At 47.4% G+C, this 16,570-nt stretch carries 19 protein-coding genes, 1 rRNA gene and 1 other annotated feature; all 20 genes read left to right on the plus strand.

Annotated elements, in window-relative coordinates; translation table 11 throughout:
• Positions 1–84 (plus strand): 5S ribosomal RNA (gene rrf, locus KNP04_RS15550); the annotation flags it as partial.
• Positions 85–232: 148 nt separating this feature from the next.
• Complete coding sequence (locus KNP04_RS14335; protein ID WP_214697106.1) at positions 233–709, plus strand: CtsR family transcriptional regulator; 477 nt, start codon at positions 233–235, stop codon at positions 707–709.
• Positions 710–714: 5 nt separating this feature from the next.
• Entirely contained in the window at positions 715–1,149 is a 435-nt protein-coding gene (locus KNP04_RS14340) for a UvrB/UvrC motif-containing protein (protein WP_214697108.1), read from the plus strand.
• Positions 1,149–2,192 (plus strand): protein arginine kinase, encoded by a 1,044-nt coding sequence (locus KNP04_RS14345; protein ID WP_214876971.1) that lies wholly within the window; start codon positions 1,149–1,151, stop codon positions 2,190–2,192. The genes KNP04_RS14340 and KNP04_RS14345 overlap by 1 nt, the downstream gene beginning before the upstream one ends.
• Positions 2,193–2,216: 24 nt before the next feature.
• Positions 2,217–4,652 (plus strand): ATP-dependent Clp protease ATP-binding subunit, encoded by a 2,436-nt coding sequence (gene clpC, locus KNP04_RS14350; RefSeq protein WP_214697112.1) that lies wholly within the window; start codon positions 2,217–2,219, stop codon positions 4,650–4,652.
• A gap of 57 nt (positions 4,653–4,709) precedes the next feature.
• The gene (gene radA / locus KNP04_RS14355; protein ID WP_074032385.1) at positions 4,710–6,086 is read left to right on the plus strand and encodes a DNA repair protein RadA; all 1,377 of its coding nucleotides are present in this window, start codon (positions 4,710–4,712) and stop codon (positions 6,084–6,086) included.
• Between the two features lie 113 nt (positions 6,087–6,199).
• Complete coding sequence (locus KNP04_RS14360; RefSeq protein ID WP_074032388.1) at positions 6,200–7,264, plus strand: PIN/TRAM domain-containing protein; 1,065 nt, start codon at positions 6,200–6,202, stop codon at positions 7,262–7,264.
• Positions 7,265–7,320: 56 nt separating this feature from the next.
• A complete protein-coding gene (gene ispD / locus KNP04_RS14365) occupies positions 7,321–8,001 on the plus strand; it encodes a 2-C-methyl-D-erythritol 4-phosphate cytidylyltransferase (protein WP_214876989.1) in 681 nt (226 codons plus the stop codon).
• Complete coding sequence (gene ispF / locus KNP04_RS14370) at positions 7,998–8,471, plus strand: 2-C-methyl-D-erythritol 2,4-cyclodiphosphate synthase (protein ID WP_074032390.1); 474 nt, start codon at positions 7,998–8,000, stop codon at positions 8,469–8,471. Before ispD ends, ispF begins: the two co-directional genes overlap by 4 nt.
• Before the next feature lie 45 nt (positions 8,472–8,516).
• On the plus strand, positions 8,517–9,974 hold the full coding sequence (gene gltX / locus KNP04_RS14375) for a glutamate--tRNA ligase (protein ID WP_214786184.1): 1,458 nt from the start codon (positions 8,517–8,519) through the stop codon (positions 9,972–9,974).
• Positions 9,971–10,178: a binding site (T-box leader), on the plus strand. It overlaps the preceding gene by 4 nt.
• Positions 10,179–10,229: 51 nt before the next feature.
• Positions 10,230–10,919: a serine O-acetyltransferase gene (gene cysE, locus KNP04_RS14380; RefSeq protein ID WP_012727699.1), complete on the plus strand. Its 690-nt coding sequence runs from the start codon at positions 10,230–10,232 to the stop codon at positions 10,917–10,919.
• On the plus strand, positions 10,888–12,285 hold the full coding sequence (cysS, locus tag KNP04_RS14385) for a cysteine--tRNA ligase (protein ID WP_214876973.1): 1,398 nt from the start codon (positions 10,888–10,890) through the stop codon (positions 12,283–12,285). The genes cysE and cysS overlap by 32 nt, the downstream gene beginning before the upstream one ends.
• On the plus strand, positions 12,282–12,686 hold the full coding sequence (locus tag KNP04_RS14390; RefSeq protein ID WP_074032405.1) for a Mini-ribonuclease 3: 405 nt from the start codon (positions 12,282–12,284) through the stop codon (positions 12,684–12,686). Before cysS ends, KNP04_RS14390 begins: the two co-directional genes overlap by 4 nt.
• A gap of 109 nt (positions 12,687–12,795) precedes the next feature.
• Positions 12,796–13,545, plus strand: a complete 750-nt coding sequence (gene rlmB / locus KNP04_RS14395; protein ID WP_074032495.1) for a 23S rRNA (guanosine(2251)-2'-O)-methyltransferase RlmB — start codon at positions 12,796–12,798, stop codon at positions 13,543–13,545.
• Complete coding sequence (locus KNP04_RS14400; protein WP_214761567.1) at positions 13,542–14,081, plus strand: NYN domain-containing protein; 540 nt, start codon at positions 13,542–13,544, stop codon at positions 14,079–14,081. The genes rlmB and KNP04_RS14400 overlap by 4 nt, the downstream gene beginning before the upstream one ends.
• 209 nt (positions 14,082–14,290) lie before the next feature.
• On the plus strand, positions 14,291–14,932 hold the full coding sequence (gene sigH, locus KNP04_RS14405; RefSeq protein ID WP_031421852.1) for an RNA polymerase sporulation sigma factor SigH: 642 nt from the start codon (positions 14,291–14,293) through the stop codon (positions 14,930–14,932).
• A gap of 128 nt (positions 14,933–15,060) precedes the next feature.
• Positions 15,061–15,207, plus strand: coding sequence for a 50S ribosomal protein L33 (gene rpmG / locus KNP04_RS14410; RefSeq protein ID WP_026824819.1), 147 nt, complete (start codon positions 15,061–15,063; stop codon positions 15,205–15,207).
• 34 nt (positions 15,208–15,241) lie between these two features.
• The gene (secE, locus tag KNP04_RS14415; RefSeq protein ID WP_074032412.1) at positions 15,242–15,412 is read left to right on the plus strand and encodes a preprotein translocase subunit SecE; all 171 of its coding nucleotides are present in this window, start codon (positions 15,242–15,244) and stop codon (positions 15,410–15,412) included.
• 16 nt (positions 15,413–15,428) lie between these two features.
• Positions 15,429–15,980: a transcription termination/antitermination protein NusG gene (nusG, locus tag KNP04_RS14420; RefSeq protein WP_012727691.1), complete on the plus strand. Its 552-nt coding sequence runs from the start codon at positions 15,429–15,431 to the stop codon at positions 15,978–15,980.
• A 147-nt stretch (positions 15,981–16,127) separates the two neighbouring features.
• Positions 16,128–16,553, plus strand: coding sequence for a 50S ribosomal protein L11 (rplK, locus tag KNP04_RS14425; protein WP_012727690.1), 426 nt, complete (start codon positions 16,128–16,130; stop codon positions 16,551–16,553).
• The last annotated feature ends 17 nt before the right edge of the window (positions 16,554–16,570 follow it).

The following is a 16,570-nucleotide window of genomic DNA, read 5'->3' on the forward strand; positions in this document are numbered from 1 at the left end:
CCCATGCCGAACACGGAAGTTAAGCGTCTCAGCGCCGAAAGTAGTTGGGGGATCTCCCCCTGTGAGGATAGGACGTTGCCAGGCAACAACAGAGAGGACGACCGAGCATACGCTCGGTCGTTTTTTTATTGATTGGCGGTGCTCTCTATGAGAGCATCGCTTTTCGTTTGCCTTTTTTTAAATCAATGATAAAATATAGTCAAAAGTCAAAGATGGTCAGAGGGTGGTGGAGATGAGAAATATTTCGGATGTTATCGAACAGTATTTGAAGCAAGTATTGAAGGAAAGTCAGGCAAATGCAATCGAGATTAAACGCCAAGATATCGCGCAACGATTCGAATGTGTCCCATCCCAAATCAATTATGTCATCAACACACGTTTTACCGTCGAAAAAGGATATTTAGTAGAAAGTAAACGAGGTGGGGGTGGATATATTCGAATCCGACGCGTCATCTTACATGAAAAACAGGATGTGCTCTCTAGTTTGATGGATGTCATTCATGAGCATCCACGTCTGAATGAACAGCTCGTTGAAAATGTGCTCGTGCGATTAGTGGAAGAACAAATGATGCACGAACAAGAAGCGCAATTGATTTACCATCTCTTATCAGATGAAGCATTAAACTTACAAGTTGATGATCGCTCTTTTATTCGACGTCAACAATTGCTGGCACTGATGAAAGTACTTCGTTATCGTAATGGGGGATAAGTCGTATGTTATGCGAACGTTGTAAACAACGACCTGCTGTCAATGAAGTCGTTGTGATGGAACAAGATGTACCCGTAAAAAAACGATTATGTCGACAATGTACGGTAGAACTGATGACAGGATATGTACCAGTCGTGAAGCGATGCCCGACTTGTCAGATGACACGCCAAGACCTATTGCGCGTACGAAAAGCAGGATGCGCTACATGTTATACCGTATTTCGGGATGAATTGATTAAAATCACTCGTCAATATCAACAAGGACACGATCATCATATCGGTTCAATCCCTGACCAGTTACGCACGCCACATGAACGAATTGAAGAACGGCTCGAAAAGTTGGCAGGGGAGTTGAACCGCGCTGTCGAACAAGAAGATTATGAACGGGCAGCACGCATTCAAAAAGAAATGAAGCAATTAGAAGGGCAGGGAGATGTCTGATGGAAACTTTCCTAACACATCCACTTGGTCCAAAAATGAAAGAACGTGCCAAGCTCGATGATTTGGTTGTTTCTACAAGAATTCGACTGGCACGTAATGTCAAAGACACGGTATTCTCTCCCGTACTTTCTAAAGAAGGAGAACGTCAGCTTTGTGATCGTCTAGAAGGGCGTCTACGTGGGTTGAAAGGATTCGAATATCTTCATATGCGTGATTATGATGAAGTGACACGACAGGCGTTGATGGAGAAACACCTCATTAGCCCAGCCGTTGCAACCAATGAAGAGAGTGCGGTCTTCTTAAGTGAAGATGAAACAATTAGTGTATTGATTAATGAGGAAGACCATTTACGCATTCAAACGCTACTTCCAGGATATCAAGTGAAAGAGGCGTTTGAATTAGCGAAACAAGTTGACGCATTATGTGCAGAATCCCTATCGTATGCGTTTGATGAACAGTTAGGTTATTTGACGACATGTCCAAGCAATATCGGAACAGGACTTCGTGCCTCGGTCATGTTACACTTGCCGGGACTCACCTTAACGGGACGAATCAGTCCAATCTTGCGAGAACTTCGAAAACTTGGCTATACGATTCGAGGTCGTTATGGTGAAGGTAGTGATGCGGCGGGTCGCTTGTTCCAACTGTCGAATCAACGGACATTAGGGAGTCACGAGTCACAGTTACTGGCTGACTTTATGGAAGTGACAGAACAAGTGATTCAAGCAGAGCGTCATGCGCGCGAAGAACTCGTTGCGAATCGACAGGAAGAGTTGGAAGATCGATTTTATCGATCATATGGTATTTTGCGATATGCTAAATTACTATCTTCTACTGAAGCCGTCGAACGATTATCTGATTTACATTTAGCGAGTGACCTAGGGATTTTGTCTGATTGGAGTCCACCAAAGTTCCATGAACTCATTGTTCGGCTACAATCAGGTTTTCTACAAAAACATTTCGGGAAAACATTATCTACGCAAGAACGGGATCGAGAACGAGCGACCCTCGTTCGTCGAACGTTAGATCAAGGCTTAGTTTGATCCAACTACAAGGAGGTTTTGTCAATGATGTTTGGACGATTTACAGAACGAGCACAGCGCGTATTAGCTTTAGCACAAGAGGAAGCAGTACGTCTTGGCCATCATAATATTGGTACAGAACATATTTTATTAGGATTGGTTCGTGAAGGAGAAGGGATTGCGGCAAAAGCGCTCTTCGCTCTCGGATTGACTTCTGAAAAAATTCAACAAGAAGTAGAATCATTGATTGGACGCGGTTCTGAGAATGGATCGACGATTCACTACACACCACGTGCGAAAAAGGTCATTGAACTCTCGATGGATGAGGCACGAAAACTAGGACATTCATATGTTGGAACGGAGCACATCCTTCTTGGATTGATTCGTGAAGGCGAAGGTGTCGCAGCACGTGTCCTCAATAACCTTGGAATCAGTTTGACGAAAGCGCGTCAACAAGTATTACAGCTTCTCGGTAACACGGAGTCTTCTTCAAATGCTTCGCAACCAGGCGCGAGCGCTGCAACCCCAACACTTGATGGATTGGCACGCGACTTGACGCAACAAGCACGTGAGTCACGTTTAGACCCGGTCATCGGCCGCGCAGGTGAGATTCAACGTGTCATTGAAGTCTTATCTCGTCGTACGAAAAACAACCCGGTTCTTATTGGAGAGCCAGGTGTCGGGAAAACGGCAGTAGTCGAAGGTCTCGCTCAACAAATCATTAACAACGAAGTACCTGAAACACTTCGCAATAAACGAGTGATGGTACTCGACATGGGTACACTCGTAGCAGGTACGAAATATCGTGGTGAGTTCGAAGATCGATTGAAAAAAGTAATGGACGAAATTCGTCAGGCAGGAAACGTCATTCTCTTCATTGACGAGTTGCACACATTGATTGGTGCGGGTGGTGCAGAAGGTGCGATTGATGCGTCGAACATCCTCAAGCCGTCATTGGCTCGTGGCGAACTTCAATGTATCGGGGCGACTACACTTGATGAATACCGGAAGTACATCGAAAAAGATGCAGCGCTTGAACGACGCTTCCAACCGATTCAAGTAAATGAACCGACAACAGAAGAAGCTGAGCAAATCCTACTCGGTTTGCGCGATCGTTATGAAGCGCATCACCGCGTAACGATTACGGACACAGCGATTCACGAGGCGGTCGTTCTGTCTGACCGTTACATTTCAGATCGTTTCTTACCGGACAAAGCGATTGACCTCGTCGATGAGGCGGCATCAAAAGTACGACTTCGTTCGTTCACGGCACCACCGAACTTGAAAGAGTTGGAGTCACGCCTTGAATCGATTCGTAAAGAAAAAGACTCTGCTGTTCAAAGCCAAGAGTTTGAAAAAGCGGCTTCTCTCCGTGATACAGAACAAAAGTTACGCGATGAGTTAGAAGAGTTAAAAGCAGAATGGCAGAACAAGCAAGGAAACGAAAAACTTGAAGTGACGAAAGAAGATATCGCTCAAGTTGTCGCAAACTGGACAGGTGTGCCGGTCACGAAGATTGCCGAAGAAGAGACAGACCGTCTCCTCAAACTCGAATCAATTCTTCACAACCGTGTCATCGGTCAAGACGATGCGGTGAAATCAATTTCCCGCGCCATTCGTCGGGCTCGTGCTGGCTTGAAAGATCCAAAACGTCCAATCGGTTCATTCATCTTCCTTGGACCTACCGGAGTCGGGAAAACCGAACTCGCTCGCGCAGTTGCCGAAGCGATGTTTGGGGATGAGGATGCGATTATTCGAATCGACATGTCAGAGTACATGGAAAAACATGCGACGAGCCGTCTCGTTGGTTCGCCTCCTGGTTATGTTGGTTACGAAGAAGGCGGTCAATTGACAGAGAAAGTACGCCGGAAACCATACTCGGTCATCCTTCTCGATGAAATTGAAAAAGCGCACCCTGAAGTGTTCAACATCTTACTTCAAGTGCTTGACGACGGTCGCTTGACGGATTCAAAAGGTCGCACGGTCGACTTCCGAAACACGGTCATCATCATGACGTCAAACGTCGGAGCCGCAGCGCTTCAACGTAATAAATATGTTGGATTCACAGTCGAAGATGATGTGAAGCGGGAGTATACGGAAATGAAGGATAAAGTACTCGAGGAATTGAAAAAGGCGTTCCGACCTGAGTTCTTGAACCGAATTGACGAAATCACGGTCTTCCATTCACTTCAAAAAGAGCACATTCAAGAAATCATCAAACTTATGGCAGAGACACTTAAGAAACGTCTTGCCGAACAAGGTGTTGATTTCAGCTTGACGGATGCGGCGCTCGACAAGATTGCCGAAGTCGGCTACGATCCGGAATACGGGGCTCGCCCTCTCCGTCGTGCCCTTCAACGAGAAGTGGAAGATCGCCTCTCAGAAGCAATGCTTGGCGGCACAATCGCTAAAGGTAGTAAAGTTGCGCTCGATGTACAAGATGGAGAGTTTGTCGTTCGTAACGAAGGTGTGGTTCAGTAAATCATTCAGCTCCCTCGTTGTTTATGAGGGAGCTTTTTTTAGACAGGAAGGAAACTTATGGCCAAAATTAAAACGAAATACGTCTGCCAATCGTGTGGATATGAATCAGCCAAATGGATGGGGCGTTGTCCAGGTTGTAATGAATGGAATACGCTCGTTGAGGAGTTTGTCGAAGAGAAGAAGGCCAAGCGCGGCGCAGCGTTTGTGCATAGTTCATCTCGACAATTAAAGCCAGAACGACTCGCAAACGTCGTCTCACAAGAAGAGACACGCGTGCACACGAATAGTCGTGAATTTGACCGTGTGCTCGGTGGTGGGATTGTTCCGGGTTCACTCGTCTTAGTCGGCGGGGACCCGGGAATCGGGAAGTCGACAATTCTTTTACAGGTCAGTGCACATCTAGCCCATAGTGGTAAAAAGGTGCTCTATATCTCAGGTGAAGAATCACTCAAACAGACGAAACTGCGAGCGGAACGTCTCGGCTTACCGACCGAAGACTTGTTTGTGCTAGCTGAGACAGACATGTTGATGATCGAACGCGTCATTGATGAAGAACAACCCGGGTTTGTCATCATCGACTCGATTCAGACGGTATATATGGATGAAATTCAATCGGCGCCAGGAAGTGTGTCACAAGTACGAGAATGTACAGCAGCGCTCATGAAGATTGCAAAAACACGAGGGATTGCTGTGTTCATCGTCGGTCACGTAACGAAACAAGGATCGATTGCGGGTCCACGTTTACTCGAGCATATGGTCGATGCGGTACTTTACTTTGAAGGGGAGCGCCATCATACGTTCCGTATTTTACGCGCGGTGAAAAACCGTTTCGGTTCAACGAACGAAATCGGGATCTTCGAGATGAAAGAGAGTGGGCTAGAAGAAGTCCTCAACCCGTCCGAAATCTTTTTAGAAGAACGAACTGCCGGTGTTTCCGGTTCGACGGTCGTCGCTTCGATGGAAGGGACAAGGACAGTGCTCGTCGAACTACAAGCGCTCATCTCGCCAACATCATTCGGTAACCCGAGACGTATGGCGACGGGAATCGACCAAAACCGGGTCGCGCTTCTGATGGCCGTCCTTGAGAAACGCTCTGGCTTATTGCTTCAGACACAAGACGCCTACTTGAAAGCGGCGGGTGGCGTCAAACTAGATGAGCCTGCGATCGACCTTGCGATTTGTGTCTCGATTGCCTCGAGTTTCCGTGATCGTCCAACCCGTCCGACGGATGTTTGTATCGGTGAAGTCGGATTGACTGGAGAAGTGCGACGCGTATCACGGATTGAACAACGTGTCGCTGAAGCCGCAAAACTAGGATTCACACGTGCCATCATTCCGAAAAACAACATGGGTGGATGGACCGCTCCGGCAGGGATTGAAGTAGTCGGCGTCGGAACGGTGGACGAAGCACTGCAGTTGGCGATTCCGTTTTAACGGGTCGCCAATGGCAGTTTTTAACGCTTTGTAACGAACGTGATTGAAAAAAGCATGTTACAATGAAAGTGTTATTTTTGAAATTTTATTTCATATAGAAGGAGGTGGAATGAGTGAAGATTGCTGTACGAATCGGATTTATTTTGATTGGTCTCGTCGTAGGTTGGTTCGGAATTATCGAAGCGACGTTATTATTAGGAGACCTCGGCATGAATGTGCCGGAGTGGTTAACGATTCCATACGTAGCAAGTTTGATTGGTGGACTTATCTTCTTCATTCTTAGTTTATTCTTAACCGATGGTGTTGTTGCATTTATTCGTTTTGTCGAAGAACGGCTCGTCCGTTTACCGGTAGGGGATATTTTATTCGGTTCGATTGGCCTCATTATCGGGCTCTTGATCGCCTTTTTGATCAGTGTCTCGCTTGAAGTAACGAACATTTTCTTACTGAGTAAGATCGTTCCGATCTTTGTCACGGCGCTGTTTGGTTACTTCGGTTTCGCGGTCGGATATCGGAAGCGTAACGAATGGATCAAACTATTTGTAAAGAGTGAGCGGGAGAAACCTGCGGCTGAACCGGTGCAACGTTCGAATGATAAAATCTTAGATACGAGCGTCATTATTGACGGTCGAATCGCAGATATCGCCACGACTGGATTTGTGGAAGGTACATTGATCGTTCCGCAGTTCGTCATCGGAGAACTTCAATATATCGCGGATTCATCGGATACGTTGAAACGAAACCGTGGTCGCCGTGGGCTCGATATTTTAAAAGAGCTTCAAGAGAACAAACGAATCCAAGTTGAAATTTACGATGGGGACTTTGAAGATGTACCAGAAGTCGATATCAAATTAATCAAATTGGCAGAGTTGAAAAATGGGATTGTCGTCACGAACGACTACAACTTAAACAAAGTCTGTGAAGTGCGAAATGTTCCAGTTTTGAACATCAATGACTTAGCGAATGCCGTCAAACAAATCGTCATCCCTGGCGAAGAGATGGTCGTCACTGTCATTAAAGAAGGGAAAGAACAAAATCAAGGTGTTGCCTATCTCGAAGACGGGACGATGGTCGTCGTGGAAGGTGGACGTAAGTTGATCTCGAAGACGCTTCCTGTCGTCGTGACGAGCGTGCTGCAGACATCTGCAGGCCGAATGATTTTTGCTCGTCCTGAATAACGAACAAAAAAGAGACGCGTGAGCGCTCTCTTTTTTCACGAAGAGAGGTGTTTGACATAGTATCTTATACAGTTGTGATCCCGGCTGCGGGAAGAGGGAAACGAATGGGAGCGGATGCGAACAAACTCATGTTGTCGCTCCGTGACAAACCGATTATCGCGTGGACGTTACAAGCGTTCGATACCGATCCGTGGTGTGAACGGATTGTTTTGGCGATTCGTCCAGAGGAACGTGACTGGTTTGAAGCGATCACGGCACAAGTCGAAACACCGATTACATATGTAACAGGTGGGGAAGAACGACAACAGAGTGTCCATGAGGGGCTCAAGGTGGTTGCACCAGACACGATTGTGATGATTCATGACGGTGCCCGTCCGTTTGTAAAACGTGAACAGCTGCATCAAGTGGCAGAAGCGGCGTTACAAGGTGGCGCCATTTTAGCGGTACCGGTCAAAGACACAGTCAAACAAGTCGAACGTCATCAAATCGAACGAACAGTTCCTCGTGAAAATCTATGGTTGGCGCAAACGCCGCAAGCTTTTCAGGCCAAGGCAATCTTAACGGCACATGAACGAGCGGTCGAACAACAGATGATGGGAACGGACGATGCGAGCTTATTCGAATGGCTTGGTGAGACGGTACAAGTCGTTCTTGGAGACTATCATAATATTAAGATGACGACGCCAGAGGATTTACTGTTTGGTGAAGCGATTTTAGCGAGGGAGGACTTACAATGAGAATTGGTCAAGGATTTGATGTACACGCATTTGCGGAAGGACGTCCATTAATTTTAGGAGGAATTGAGATTCCACATGAACGTGGTCTACTCGGTCATTCCGATGCGGATGTGTTACTCCATACGATTGCCGATGCAGCGCTTGGAGCGATTGCGGCAGGTGACATCGGGAAGCATTTCCCTGATACGGACCCGGAATTTAAAGATGCGGATTCGAAAGAATTGCTTCGCCACGTATGGCAACTTGTGAAGGATGAGGGATATGTCCTCGGAAATGTGGACGCGACCGTCATGGCACAACGTCCAAAACTACGTCCTTATATTGATGAGATGCGAGCGGTCATTGCCGACCTACTCGAAGCGGACATCGAACAGGTGAACGTGAAGGCGACGACGACGGAGAAGCTCGGCTTCACAGGACGTGAAGAAGGAATCGCGGCGCAAGCGGTCATCTTACTCAACCGGGCTTGACAGAAATGGTATACTATTTGGGCAGAAGAGAAGAAAGGTGGAACTATTATGAGTGAAGTGCGTGTACGCTATGCGCCTAGTCCGACGGGGCATCTCCACATCGGAAATGCGCGGACTGCGTTGTTTAACTACTTATTTGCTCGTCATGCAGGCGGGAAATTGATTCTTCGAATTGAAGATACTGACCAGAAACGAAATGTATTAAACGGTGTCGAGAGTCAAATGAAGTATTTGGAGTGGCTCGGAATCGATTGGGATGAAGGTCCAGGTCGTGATGGAGACTACGGCCCATATTATCAAATGGAACGTCTTTCACTTTATGAGAAATACGTCAACGAATTGATGAGCAAAGGTCTTGCTTATAAATGCTATATGACATCAGAGGAGCTCGAAGCAGAGCGTGAAGCACAAATCGCGCGCGGCGAAGCACCGCGTTATTCTGGTGCGCACCGCAACCTGACTGTCGAAGAACGTGAAGCGTTTGAAGCAGAGGGCCGCAAGCCGTCAATTCGAATTCGCGTGCCTGAAGGCGTGACGTATAAATGGACGGATGTCGTCAAAGGTGATGTTTCATTCGAGTCGAAAGACTTTGGTGATTGGGTCATCGTGAAACAAGATGGGATTCCGACTTACAACTTCGCTGTTGTTGTCGACGACCACTTGATGAAGATCAGCCACGTCTTGCGTGGAGACGACCACATCGCAAACACACCAAAACAGATGATGGTATATGACGCACTCGGATGGGAATATCCTGAGTTCGGTCACATGACGCTCATCTATAACGATCAACATAAGAAATTGTCAAAACGTGATGAATCAATCATCCAGTTCATTGAACAATATGCGGATCTCGGTTACTTGCCAGCAGCGCTCTTCAACTTCATTTCTCTTCTTGGCTGGTCACCAGTCGGAGAAGAAGAAATCTTCTCGAAAGAAGAGTTTATTGAAATGTTTGATGCGAACCGTTTGTCGAAGAGTCCGGCTGTATTTGACCAACAAAAACTTTCTTGGATCAACAGTGTATACATGAAGAAGGCCACGCTTGACGAAGTAGTGGCACTCAGTTTACCATTCTTACAAGAAGCAGGACGATTACCCGAGGCGGTATCTGTCGAGGAGGCAGATTGGGCTACAAACTTGATCGCATTGTATAAAGAACAAATGACGCACGGGGCGGAGATTGTCGCGTTGACAGACTTGTTCTTCAAAGATGAAATCGAGTATGACGAGGAAGCGAACGCTGTCCTTTCAGGGGAAACGGTTCCCGCTGTCCTTGCAGAGTTCAAACAACAACTCGAAGGAATCGAAGACTTCACACCAGAAGCGATTAAAGCGGCAACGAAAGCGACGCAAAAAGCGACTGGTCAAAAAGGGAAGAACTTGTTCATGCCAATCCGTGTCGCGACGACAGGACAAACACATGGACCAGAGCTCCCGAACGCGATTTCGTTAATCGGAAAAGAGCGTGTCTTGAAACGTCTGACAACTTTATTGGCATAAAGGCATCGATGAGGAAAGTAAGCGGTATGACACTTTGCAGAGACTAGAACCTAGGCTGGGAGTTCTAGATGTGTCCCCCGAAGAAGTGCACCTCGGAGCCGTCTCGGCGATATGTAGTCGAGGCCGTGACTCGGCGTTAACGAGACTTGAGAGGGGAACACTTTTTCCCAAACAGAGTGGAACCGCGCTTACGGCGTCTCTGTGCCTTGGCACAGGGGCGTCTTTGTTTTTGTATACGAAAAGGAGATATCAATTATGGGATTTTGGAGCAGTGTACGCGAAGACTTGCGAACTGTCCTGGAACTAGACCCTGCCGCCCGCTCGAAAGTTGAGGTGGCACTGACGTATCCGGGACTACACGCCATATGGGCACATCGCATCGCGCACGGATTATGGAAACGTAACGTGAAGCTGGTGGCCAAGCTATTGGCCCAGTTCAGTCGTTGGTTGACCGGGATTGAAATTCATCCGGGAGCAGTTCTCGGCGACCGTGTATTCATCGATCATGGTTTCGGTGTCGTCATCGGAGAGACGGCGATTATCGGAAACGATGTAACCATTTATCAAGGCGTCACACTTGGTGGAACGGGGAAAGAAAAAGGGAAGCGTCACCCGACGATTGGGAGTGACGTACTCATCTCAGCAGGAGCGAAAGTGCTCGGAAACATTACGGTTGGCGATTGCGTCAAAATCGGAGCGAGCTCTGTCGTCTTGAACGATGTACCGTCTGATTCGACCGTTGTCGGGATTCCAGGACGTGTCGTCATTCGAAACGGGAAGCGTGTGAAGCAACATGACCTCGATCATCGTTTCCCAGATCCGGACCGCGAGTGTCAAGAACGTTTAGAAGCGGCAGTGGATGAACTACAACAAAAATTAGCGACGCTTGAAAAGCGGATGGAGGAGAAAACGCATGATTCAGCTGTACAACAGTCTCACGAATAAAAAAGAACCGTTTGTCCCGATTGTTCCGGGGAAAGTATCCATGTATGTGTGCGGACCGACCGTCTACAACTACATCCATGTCGGGAATGCCCGTCCGGCCATCGCCTTCGATACGGTTCGTCGTTATTTGACATATCGTGGGTATGAGGTGAAATACGTCCTAAACTTCACGGACGTAGACGACAAGATCATTCGTACCGCGAACGAACTTGGGGAAGACACTGAAACGTTGACGAATCGTTATATTGAGGCTTATTTAGCCGATACGGGAGCATTGAACGTGCAACCGGCAGACGTTCACCCGCGTGTTACCGATACGATGGAAGAGATCATCGAGTTCATCCGTCAGCTAGAGACGGAAGGGTTCGCTTATGAATCAGAAGGCGACGTTTATTTCCGGACGAAGAAGTTTGAGACGTACGGGAAGTTAAGTCAACAATCGATCGAAGATTTACGGGCAGGCTCGCGTGTCGATGTCGGCGAAAAGAAAGAAGACCCGCTCGACTTCGTTCTATGGAAGGCCGCTAAACCGGACGAACCTTCTTGGGATAGTCCGTGGGGCCAAGGGCGACCAGGTTGGCATATCGAATGCTCGGCGATGGCGAAAAAGCATCTCGGGGCAACGATCGACATCCATGCGGGAGGTCACGATTTAAAATTCCCACACCACGAGAATGAGATTGCCCAGTCAGAAGCTTGCAACCATGCGAAGTTCGCCAACTACTGGCTGCATAACGGATTCATCAACATTGAAAATGAGAAAATGTCCAAATCGCTTGGAAACTTCCTTCTCGTCCACGAAGCGCTGAAAGAAGTAGATCCAATGGTTCTTCGTTTCTTCATGTTGTCCGTCCATTATCGTCATCCGATCAACTATAGCCGTGAATTGATTGAACAAGCGGCAAACGGTTGGAGTCGAATCAAAGAAGCGTATCAAAACATCGAATATCGTTTATCGGTAACGGCTGGACTTGGTGAACCGAGCGAGTCGATGGAGCGGAAACTTGAAGCAATCAAGACGTCGTTCATCGAATCGATGGATGACGATATCAATACGGCCAATGCGATGACTGTCCTCTTTGACTTGGCACGAGAAGCGAACATTTACGCCAAGGCGGACCATGTGGCAAAAGCGACACTCGAACAAGTTCTCTCGTTATTCGACGAATTGACAGGTGTGCTCGGATTGACGCTCGCTGAAGAGAAAGAACTGCTTGATGCTGAAATCGATCAATTGATTCAAGAACGAAACGACGCACGCGCAGCACGTAACTTTGCCCGGGCTGACGAGATTCGTGATTTACTAAAAGAACAAAACATCCAACTCGAAGACACGGCCCAAGGGGTTCGGTGGAAGCGGTTATGATGCAACCGAAACAAATGAATGCCCTCGCACTCGCCTATATGGGTGACGTGGTATATGAATTGGCCGTACGAGAAAGACTGCTCGAGCAAGGATTGACGCGCCCGAACGATTTGCATCGGGGTGCCGTCCGTTATGTGAATGCGCGGGCGCAAGCGAGCGTCGTGACCTATTGGCTAGAGACGGATGTGTTGACGGAAGAAGAACAAGCCGTCGTCAGACGTGGCAAAAATGCAAAATCAGGCTCGATTCCGAAGCGGGTCGACGTCCATACGTATCGTTATTCCACAGCATTCGAGGCATTGATTGGCTATATCTACTTAACAGAAAGAAGGGATCGTCTTGAAGAACTCATCAAACAAGCGTTCGAACGACTCGAAGCCGAGTCGACCGAAACGACATGACGGAAAACGAGGTGCGGAAAAACGAACGTTTGACCGCCCACGTGGGGAACGTTCAGAGCGTTCGCGCCATCAAAAGTCGGAACGACCGGACTATAAGGAAGTAGACGTGATGGAGGAAGGGATTGATTTCCTTTACGGGCGAAACCCTGTACTCGAAGCACTTCGAAGCGGTCGCGACATGAACAAAGTATTTATCATGGAAGGGCAACAAAAAGGCCCGCTCGCTCAAATCATTGCGATGGCGAATGAAGCATCCGTTCAAGTGTCATTCGTACCGAAAACAAAGCTTGAGAAGATGGCCGGCAGTGAACATCATCAGGGTGTCGTGGCAGCCGTCGCGGCCTATGAATATAAAACCATCGAGGACATGTTCGCGCTCGCCGCTTCAAAAGAAGAGACACCGCTCTTTATTTTACTAGATGAACTCGAGGACCCACATAACCTCGGTTCCATTTTACGGACCGCGGATGCTGTCGGCGCACATGGAATCATCATCCCGAAACGCCGCTCGGTTGGTTTAACTCAAACGGTCGCCAAAGCTTCGACTGGGGCGATTGAGCATATCCCGGTTGCGCGCGTGACGAATTTGACGCGGACACTTGAAGAATTGAAAGAAAAAGGACTATGGGTCGTCGGGACCGATGCGAAAGAGAGTCAGGACTATCGTCGATTAGATGGGAATATGCCACTTGTCGTGGTCATCGGAAGTGAAGGAAAAGGAATGAGCCGTCTCGTGCGTGAATCATGCGACTTCCTCGTTCATTTACCAATGGTTGGTCATGTCACGTCACTCAATGCATCTGTTGCAGCGGCACTCCTTCTGTATGAAGTGCATCGCTCACGTAACCCGTTAGCATGAGTATCCAAAAACGCGAGCTCCTTCTTGTCGACGGATATAACATCATCGGGGCGTGGCCACATTTGAGAAGTTTGCGCGATATGGATTTTGATCAAGCGCGCAATTTGTTAATTGAAGCGATGGCGGAATATCAGGCCGTATCTGGAAAAGAAGTCACCGTCGTCTTTGATGCCCATATGCGTTACGGTCGTGAATCGAAAGAAAAACGAAGTCGTGTCGATGTCGTCTATACGAAAGAGAACGAGACGGCAGACGAGTGGATTGAGCGGCGAGCGCACGAACTGGTGGATAACCGACTCGTCACACTATTCGTCGCGACGAACGATTTCACCGAGCAGTGGGTCATTTTCGGCCAAGGTGCCTTACGTGTCCCCGCGACCGAGTTATTAAAAGATTGGAAGCATGCGAAAACACTGATTGAGCAACAACGCCTCTCGTTAGAGAAGGAACAATCGAATCGAAAAACGATTGATATTCCTCCGCATATTCAAGAACGATTTGAAGAAATGCGACGTCGTAAATCAAAAGGTGATTGAAATCACGGACGAGTTCATGAAATGGACTCGTCTTTGTTTCGATTTTGACATTTTTTTGCAGAGGAATGTTGTATACTATTACATATATGAGTTACACAGTATTTAATTGACGGAATTTTTAGAAATTTGTTTGACGCATAGGAGTAGGGAGTCCTATAATGGGACACAACCTTACATAGTTCAGGATCAATCGCCGGGGGGTAACGAGCATGAACGGATGGCCGTACGAACAGTTTGAAAAAATGTCAGACGAAGAGTTGGTCTTATTGGCGCGCAACGAAGGGGATAGCGACGCGCTCGAGTTTTTGATTGAACGATACCGGTATTTTGTACGCGCGAAAGCACGATCTTATTTCTTGATTGGTGCAGATCATGAGGACATCGTCCAAGAAGGCATGATCGGTCTCTATAAAGGGGTGCGGGACTATAAAGACGAGCGACTCGCCTCGTTCAAAAGTTTTGCCGAAATGTGCATCACACGCCAGATGATCACGGCAATCAAGACGGCGACACGTCAAAAGCATATTCCGCTCAACTCATATGTGTCACTCGATAAACCGATTTTCGACGAGGAGTCCGACCGGACGTTACTCGATGTCATCTTGCCACCACATCCGACGGATCCACAAGAACTCATCGTGACACAAGAAGAACAGACGTTTATGGAAGCGAAGATGGATGAGATTTTAAGTGATCTCGAGCGGAAAGTGTTGCGTCTTTATTTAGACGGACGTTCTTATCAAGAGATTTCAGACGACCTCGACCGTCATGTTAAATCGATTGATAATGCGTTACAGCGTGTGAAGAAGAAATTCGAACGTCATGTTGACGTCCGGATGCTCACGAGCTAACCGATGATTGACCGCGTGCCTCCTATGTGATACTTTAAAAGCAGCGCCTTGTCCGTAGACGCCATTTACAGGAGGCGTTTTTTTTTCGCTCTTTTTTAAGAGGGAGTAGTCGAAAGGGGCGCTTATGAATGGCAAAGAAAGTAAGTCTCGCTTGCTCAGAATGCGGGTCTCGGGAGTATTCGACGACAAAAAAAGACGGTGTGTCGACACGGCTTGAAATGAAAAAGTTTTGTCGCCGCTGTAACGCGCATACGATGCATCGAGAATCAAAGTAACGTAGATTGGCATTCAATGTAGGAGGAAGCTACCATGAACTTTTTGCGCGACGTATGGAAAGAGTTGAAAAAAACGAGTTGGCCAACTCGTAAAGAACTCACGAAATATACCGTTACCGTCATCGCGACTGTTGTCGTGATTGGCCTGTTCGTGTTCGGCGTAGATACTGGAGTCAGCTATCTCGTCAATTTATTGATTAACTAAGGAAGAGGTGAAAGCCGTGGAGAAACAATGGTTTGTTGTCCAGACGTACTCAGGTTTTGAGAATAACGTCAAAGAAAACCTAGAACGTCGAATCGGTTCGATGAACATGGAAGATAAAATTTTCCGCGTCCTCGTCCCGACTGAAACGACGCAAGAAGAAGTCACATTAAAGAGTGGCGAAAAGAAAATTAAAGAGCGTGAAGTCAAAAGTTTCCCGGGCTATGTGTTCGTAGAGATGGTCATGACTGACGATTCATGGTATGTTGTCCGCAACACGCCTAACGTCACCGGCTTCCTCGGTTCAACGGGCGGCGGGGCAAAACCGATCCCGCTCCAACCGGACGAAGTGACAAACGTCTTGTCACAAATGGGACTCATCGAGAAGAAAGATCGTTACAACTACGAGCTCGGTGACCTTGTCCGCGTGAAAGAAGGCGCGTTCGAGAACTTTGAGGGGACAATCGACGAGATTGAAGCCGACAAAGAGAAGCTCAAAGTCGTGGTCGACATGTTCGGTCGCGAAACAAAAATTGAGCTTGATTTCGAACAAGTTCAGAAAATTAACTAAACCCACTTGCTAATCCGTGAAACGGATGGTACAATCGAAAATGTTTGATGTTGTGCTATATTTCGGTACAAACTCGACCTAATAGATTGAGTGGGAGGGCGCACAACGTCCAAGAAACCACATTTTAGACTTAAGGAGGTGTGTCTCGTGGCGAAAAAAGTTTCTAAACTCGTTAAACTTCAAATCCCAGCTGGTAAAGCTAACCCAGCACCACCAGTAGGTCCAGCACTTGGTCAAGCAGGTGTTAACATCATGGGATTCTGTAAAGAGTTCAACGCTCGTACACAAGACCAAGCCGGATTGATTATTCCTGTAGTCATCACGGTATACGAAGATCGTTCGTTTACATTTATTACGAAAACTCCACCAGCTGCAGTTCTCTTGAAGAAAGCTGCTGGTATCGAGAGTGGTTCTGGTGAACCAAACCGTAAGAAAGTAGCAACGGTTAAGCGTGACAAAGTTCGCGAAATCGCTGAACTTAAAATGCCTGACCTTAACGCATCATCTGTAGAAACAGCGATGCTTATGGTTGAAGGTACTGCACGTAGTATGGGTATTGTAATCGAAGACTAATTGTTAGTCTCTGGGGT

Source organism: Exiguobacterium sp. CH10, from assembly GCF_018617635.1.
Taxonomy (GTDB): domain Bacteria; phylum Bacillota; class Bacilli; order Exiguobacteriales; family Exiguobacteriaceae; genus Exiguobacterium; species Exiguobacterium aestuarii_A.

What these genes read in the sequence shown, in the direction of transcription:
- clpC (WP_214697112.1), top strand. Translation starts at nt 2,217, where the DNA reads ATGATGTTTGGACGATTTACAGAACGAGCACAGCGCGTATTAGCTTTA.
- rlmB (WP_074032495.1), top strand. Translation starts at nt 12,796, where the DNA reads ATGGAGGAAGGGATTGATTTCCTTTACGGGCGAAACCCTGTACTCGAA.
- cysS (WP_214876973.1), top strand. Translation starts at nt 10,888, where the DNA reads ATGATTCAGCTGTACAACAGTCTCACGAATAAAAAAGAACCGTTTGTC.
- ispF (WP_074032390.1), top strand. Translation starts at nt 7,998, where the DNA reads ATGAGAATTGGTCAAGGATTTGATGTACACGCATTTGCGGAAGGACGT.
- cysE (WP_012727699.1), top strand. Translation starts at nt 10,230, where the DNA reads ATGGGATTTTGGAGCAGTGTACGCGAAGACTTGCGAACTGTCCTGGAA.
- KNP04_RS14335 (WP_214697106.1), top strand. Translation starts at nt 233, where the DNA reads ATGAGAAATATTTCGGATGTTATCGAACAGTATTTGAAGCAAGTATTG.
- KNP04_RS14390 (WP_074032405.1), top strand. Translation starts at nt 12,282, where the DNA reads ATGATGCAACCGAAACAAATGAATGCCCTCGCACTCGCCTATATGGGT.
- rpmG (WP_026824819.1), top strand. Translation starts at nt 15,061, where the DNA reads ATGGCAAAGAAAGTAAGTCTCGCTTGCTCAGAATGCGGGTCTCGGGAG.
- KNP04_RS14345 (WP_214876971.1), top strand. Translation starts at nt 1,149, where the DNA reads ATGGAAACTTTCCTAACACATCCACTTGGTCCAAAAATGAAAGAACGT.
- sigH (WP_031421852.1), top strand. Translation starts at nt 14,291, where the DNA reads ATGAACGGATGGCCGTACGAACAGTTTGAAAAAATGTCAGACGAAGAG.
- KNP04_RS14340 (WP_214697108.1), top strand. Translation starts at nt 715, where the DNA reads ATGTTATGCGAACGTTGTAAACAACGACCTGCTGTCAATGAAGTCGTT.
- KNP04_RS14400 (WP_214761567.1), top strand. Translation starts at nt 13,542, where the DNA reads ATGAGTATCCAAAAACGCGAGCTCCTTCTTGTCGACGGATATAACATC.
- secE (WP_074032412.1), top strand. Translation starts at nt 15,242, where the DNA reads ATGAACTTTTTGCGCGACGTATGGAAAGAGTTGAAAAAAACGAGTTGG.
- radA (WP_074032385.1), top strand. Translation starts at nt 4,710, where the DNA reads ATGGCCAAAATTAAAACGAAATACGTCTGCCAATCGTGTGGATATGAA.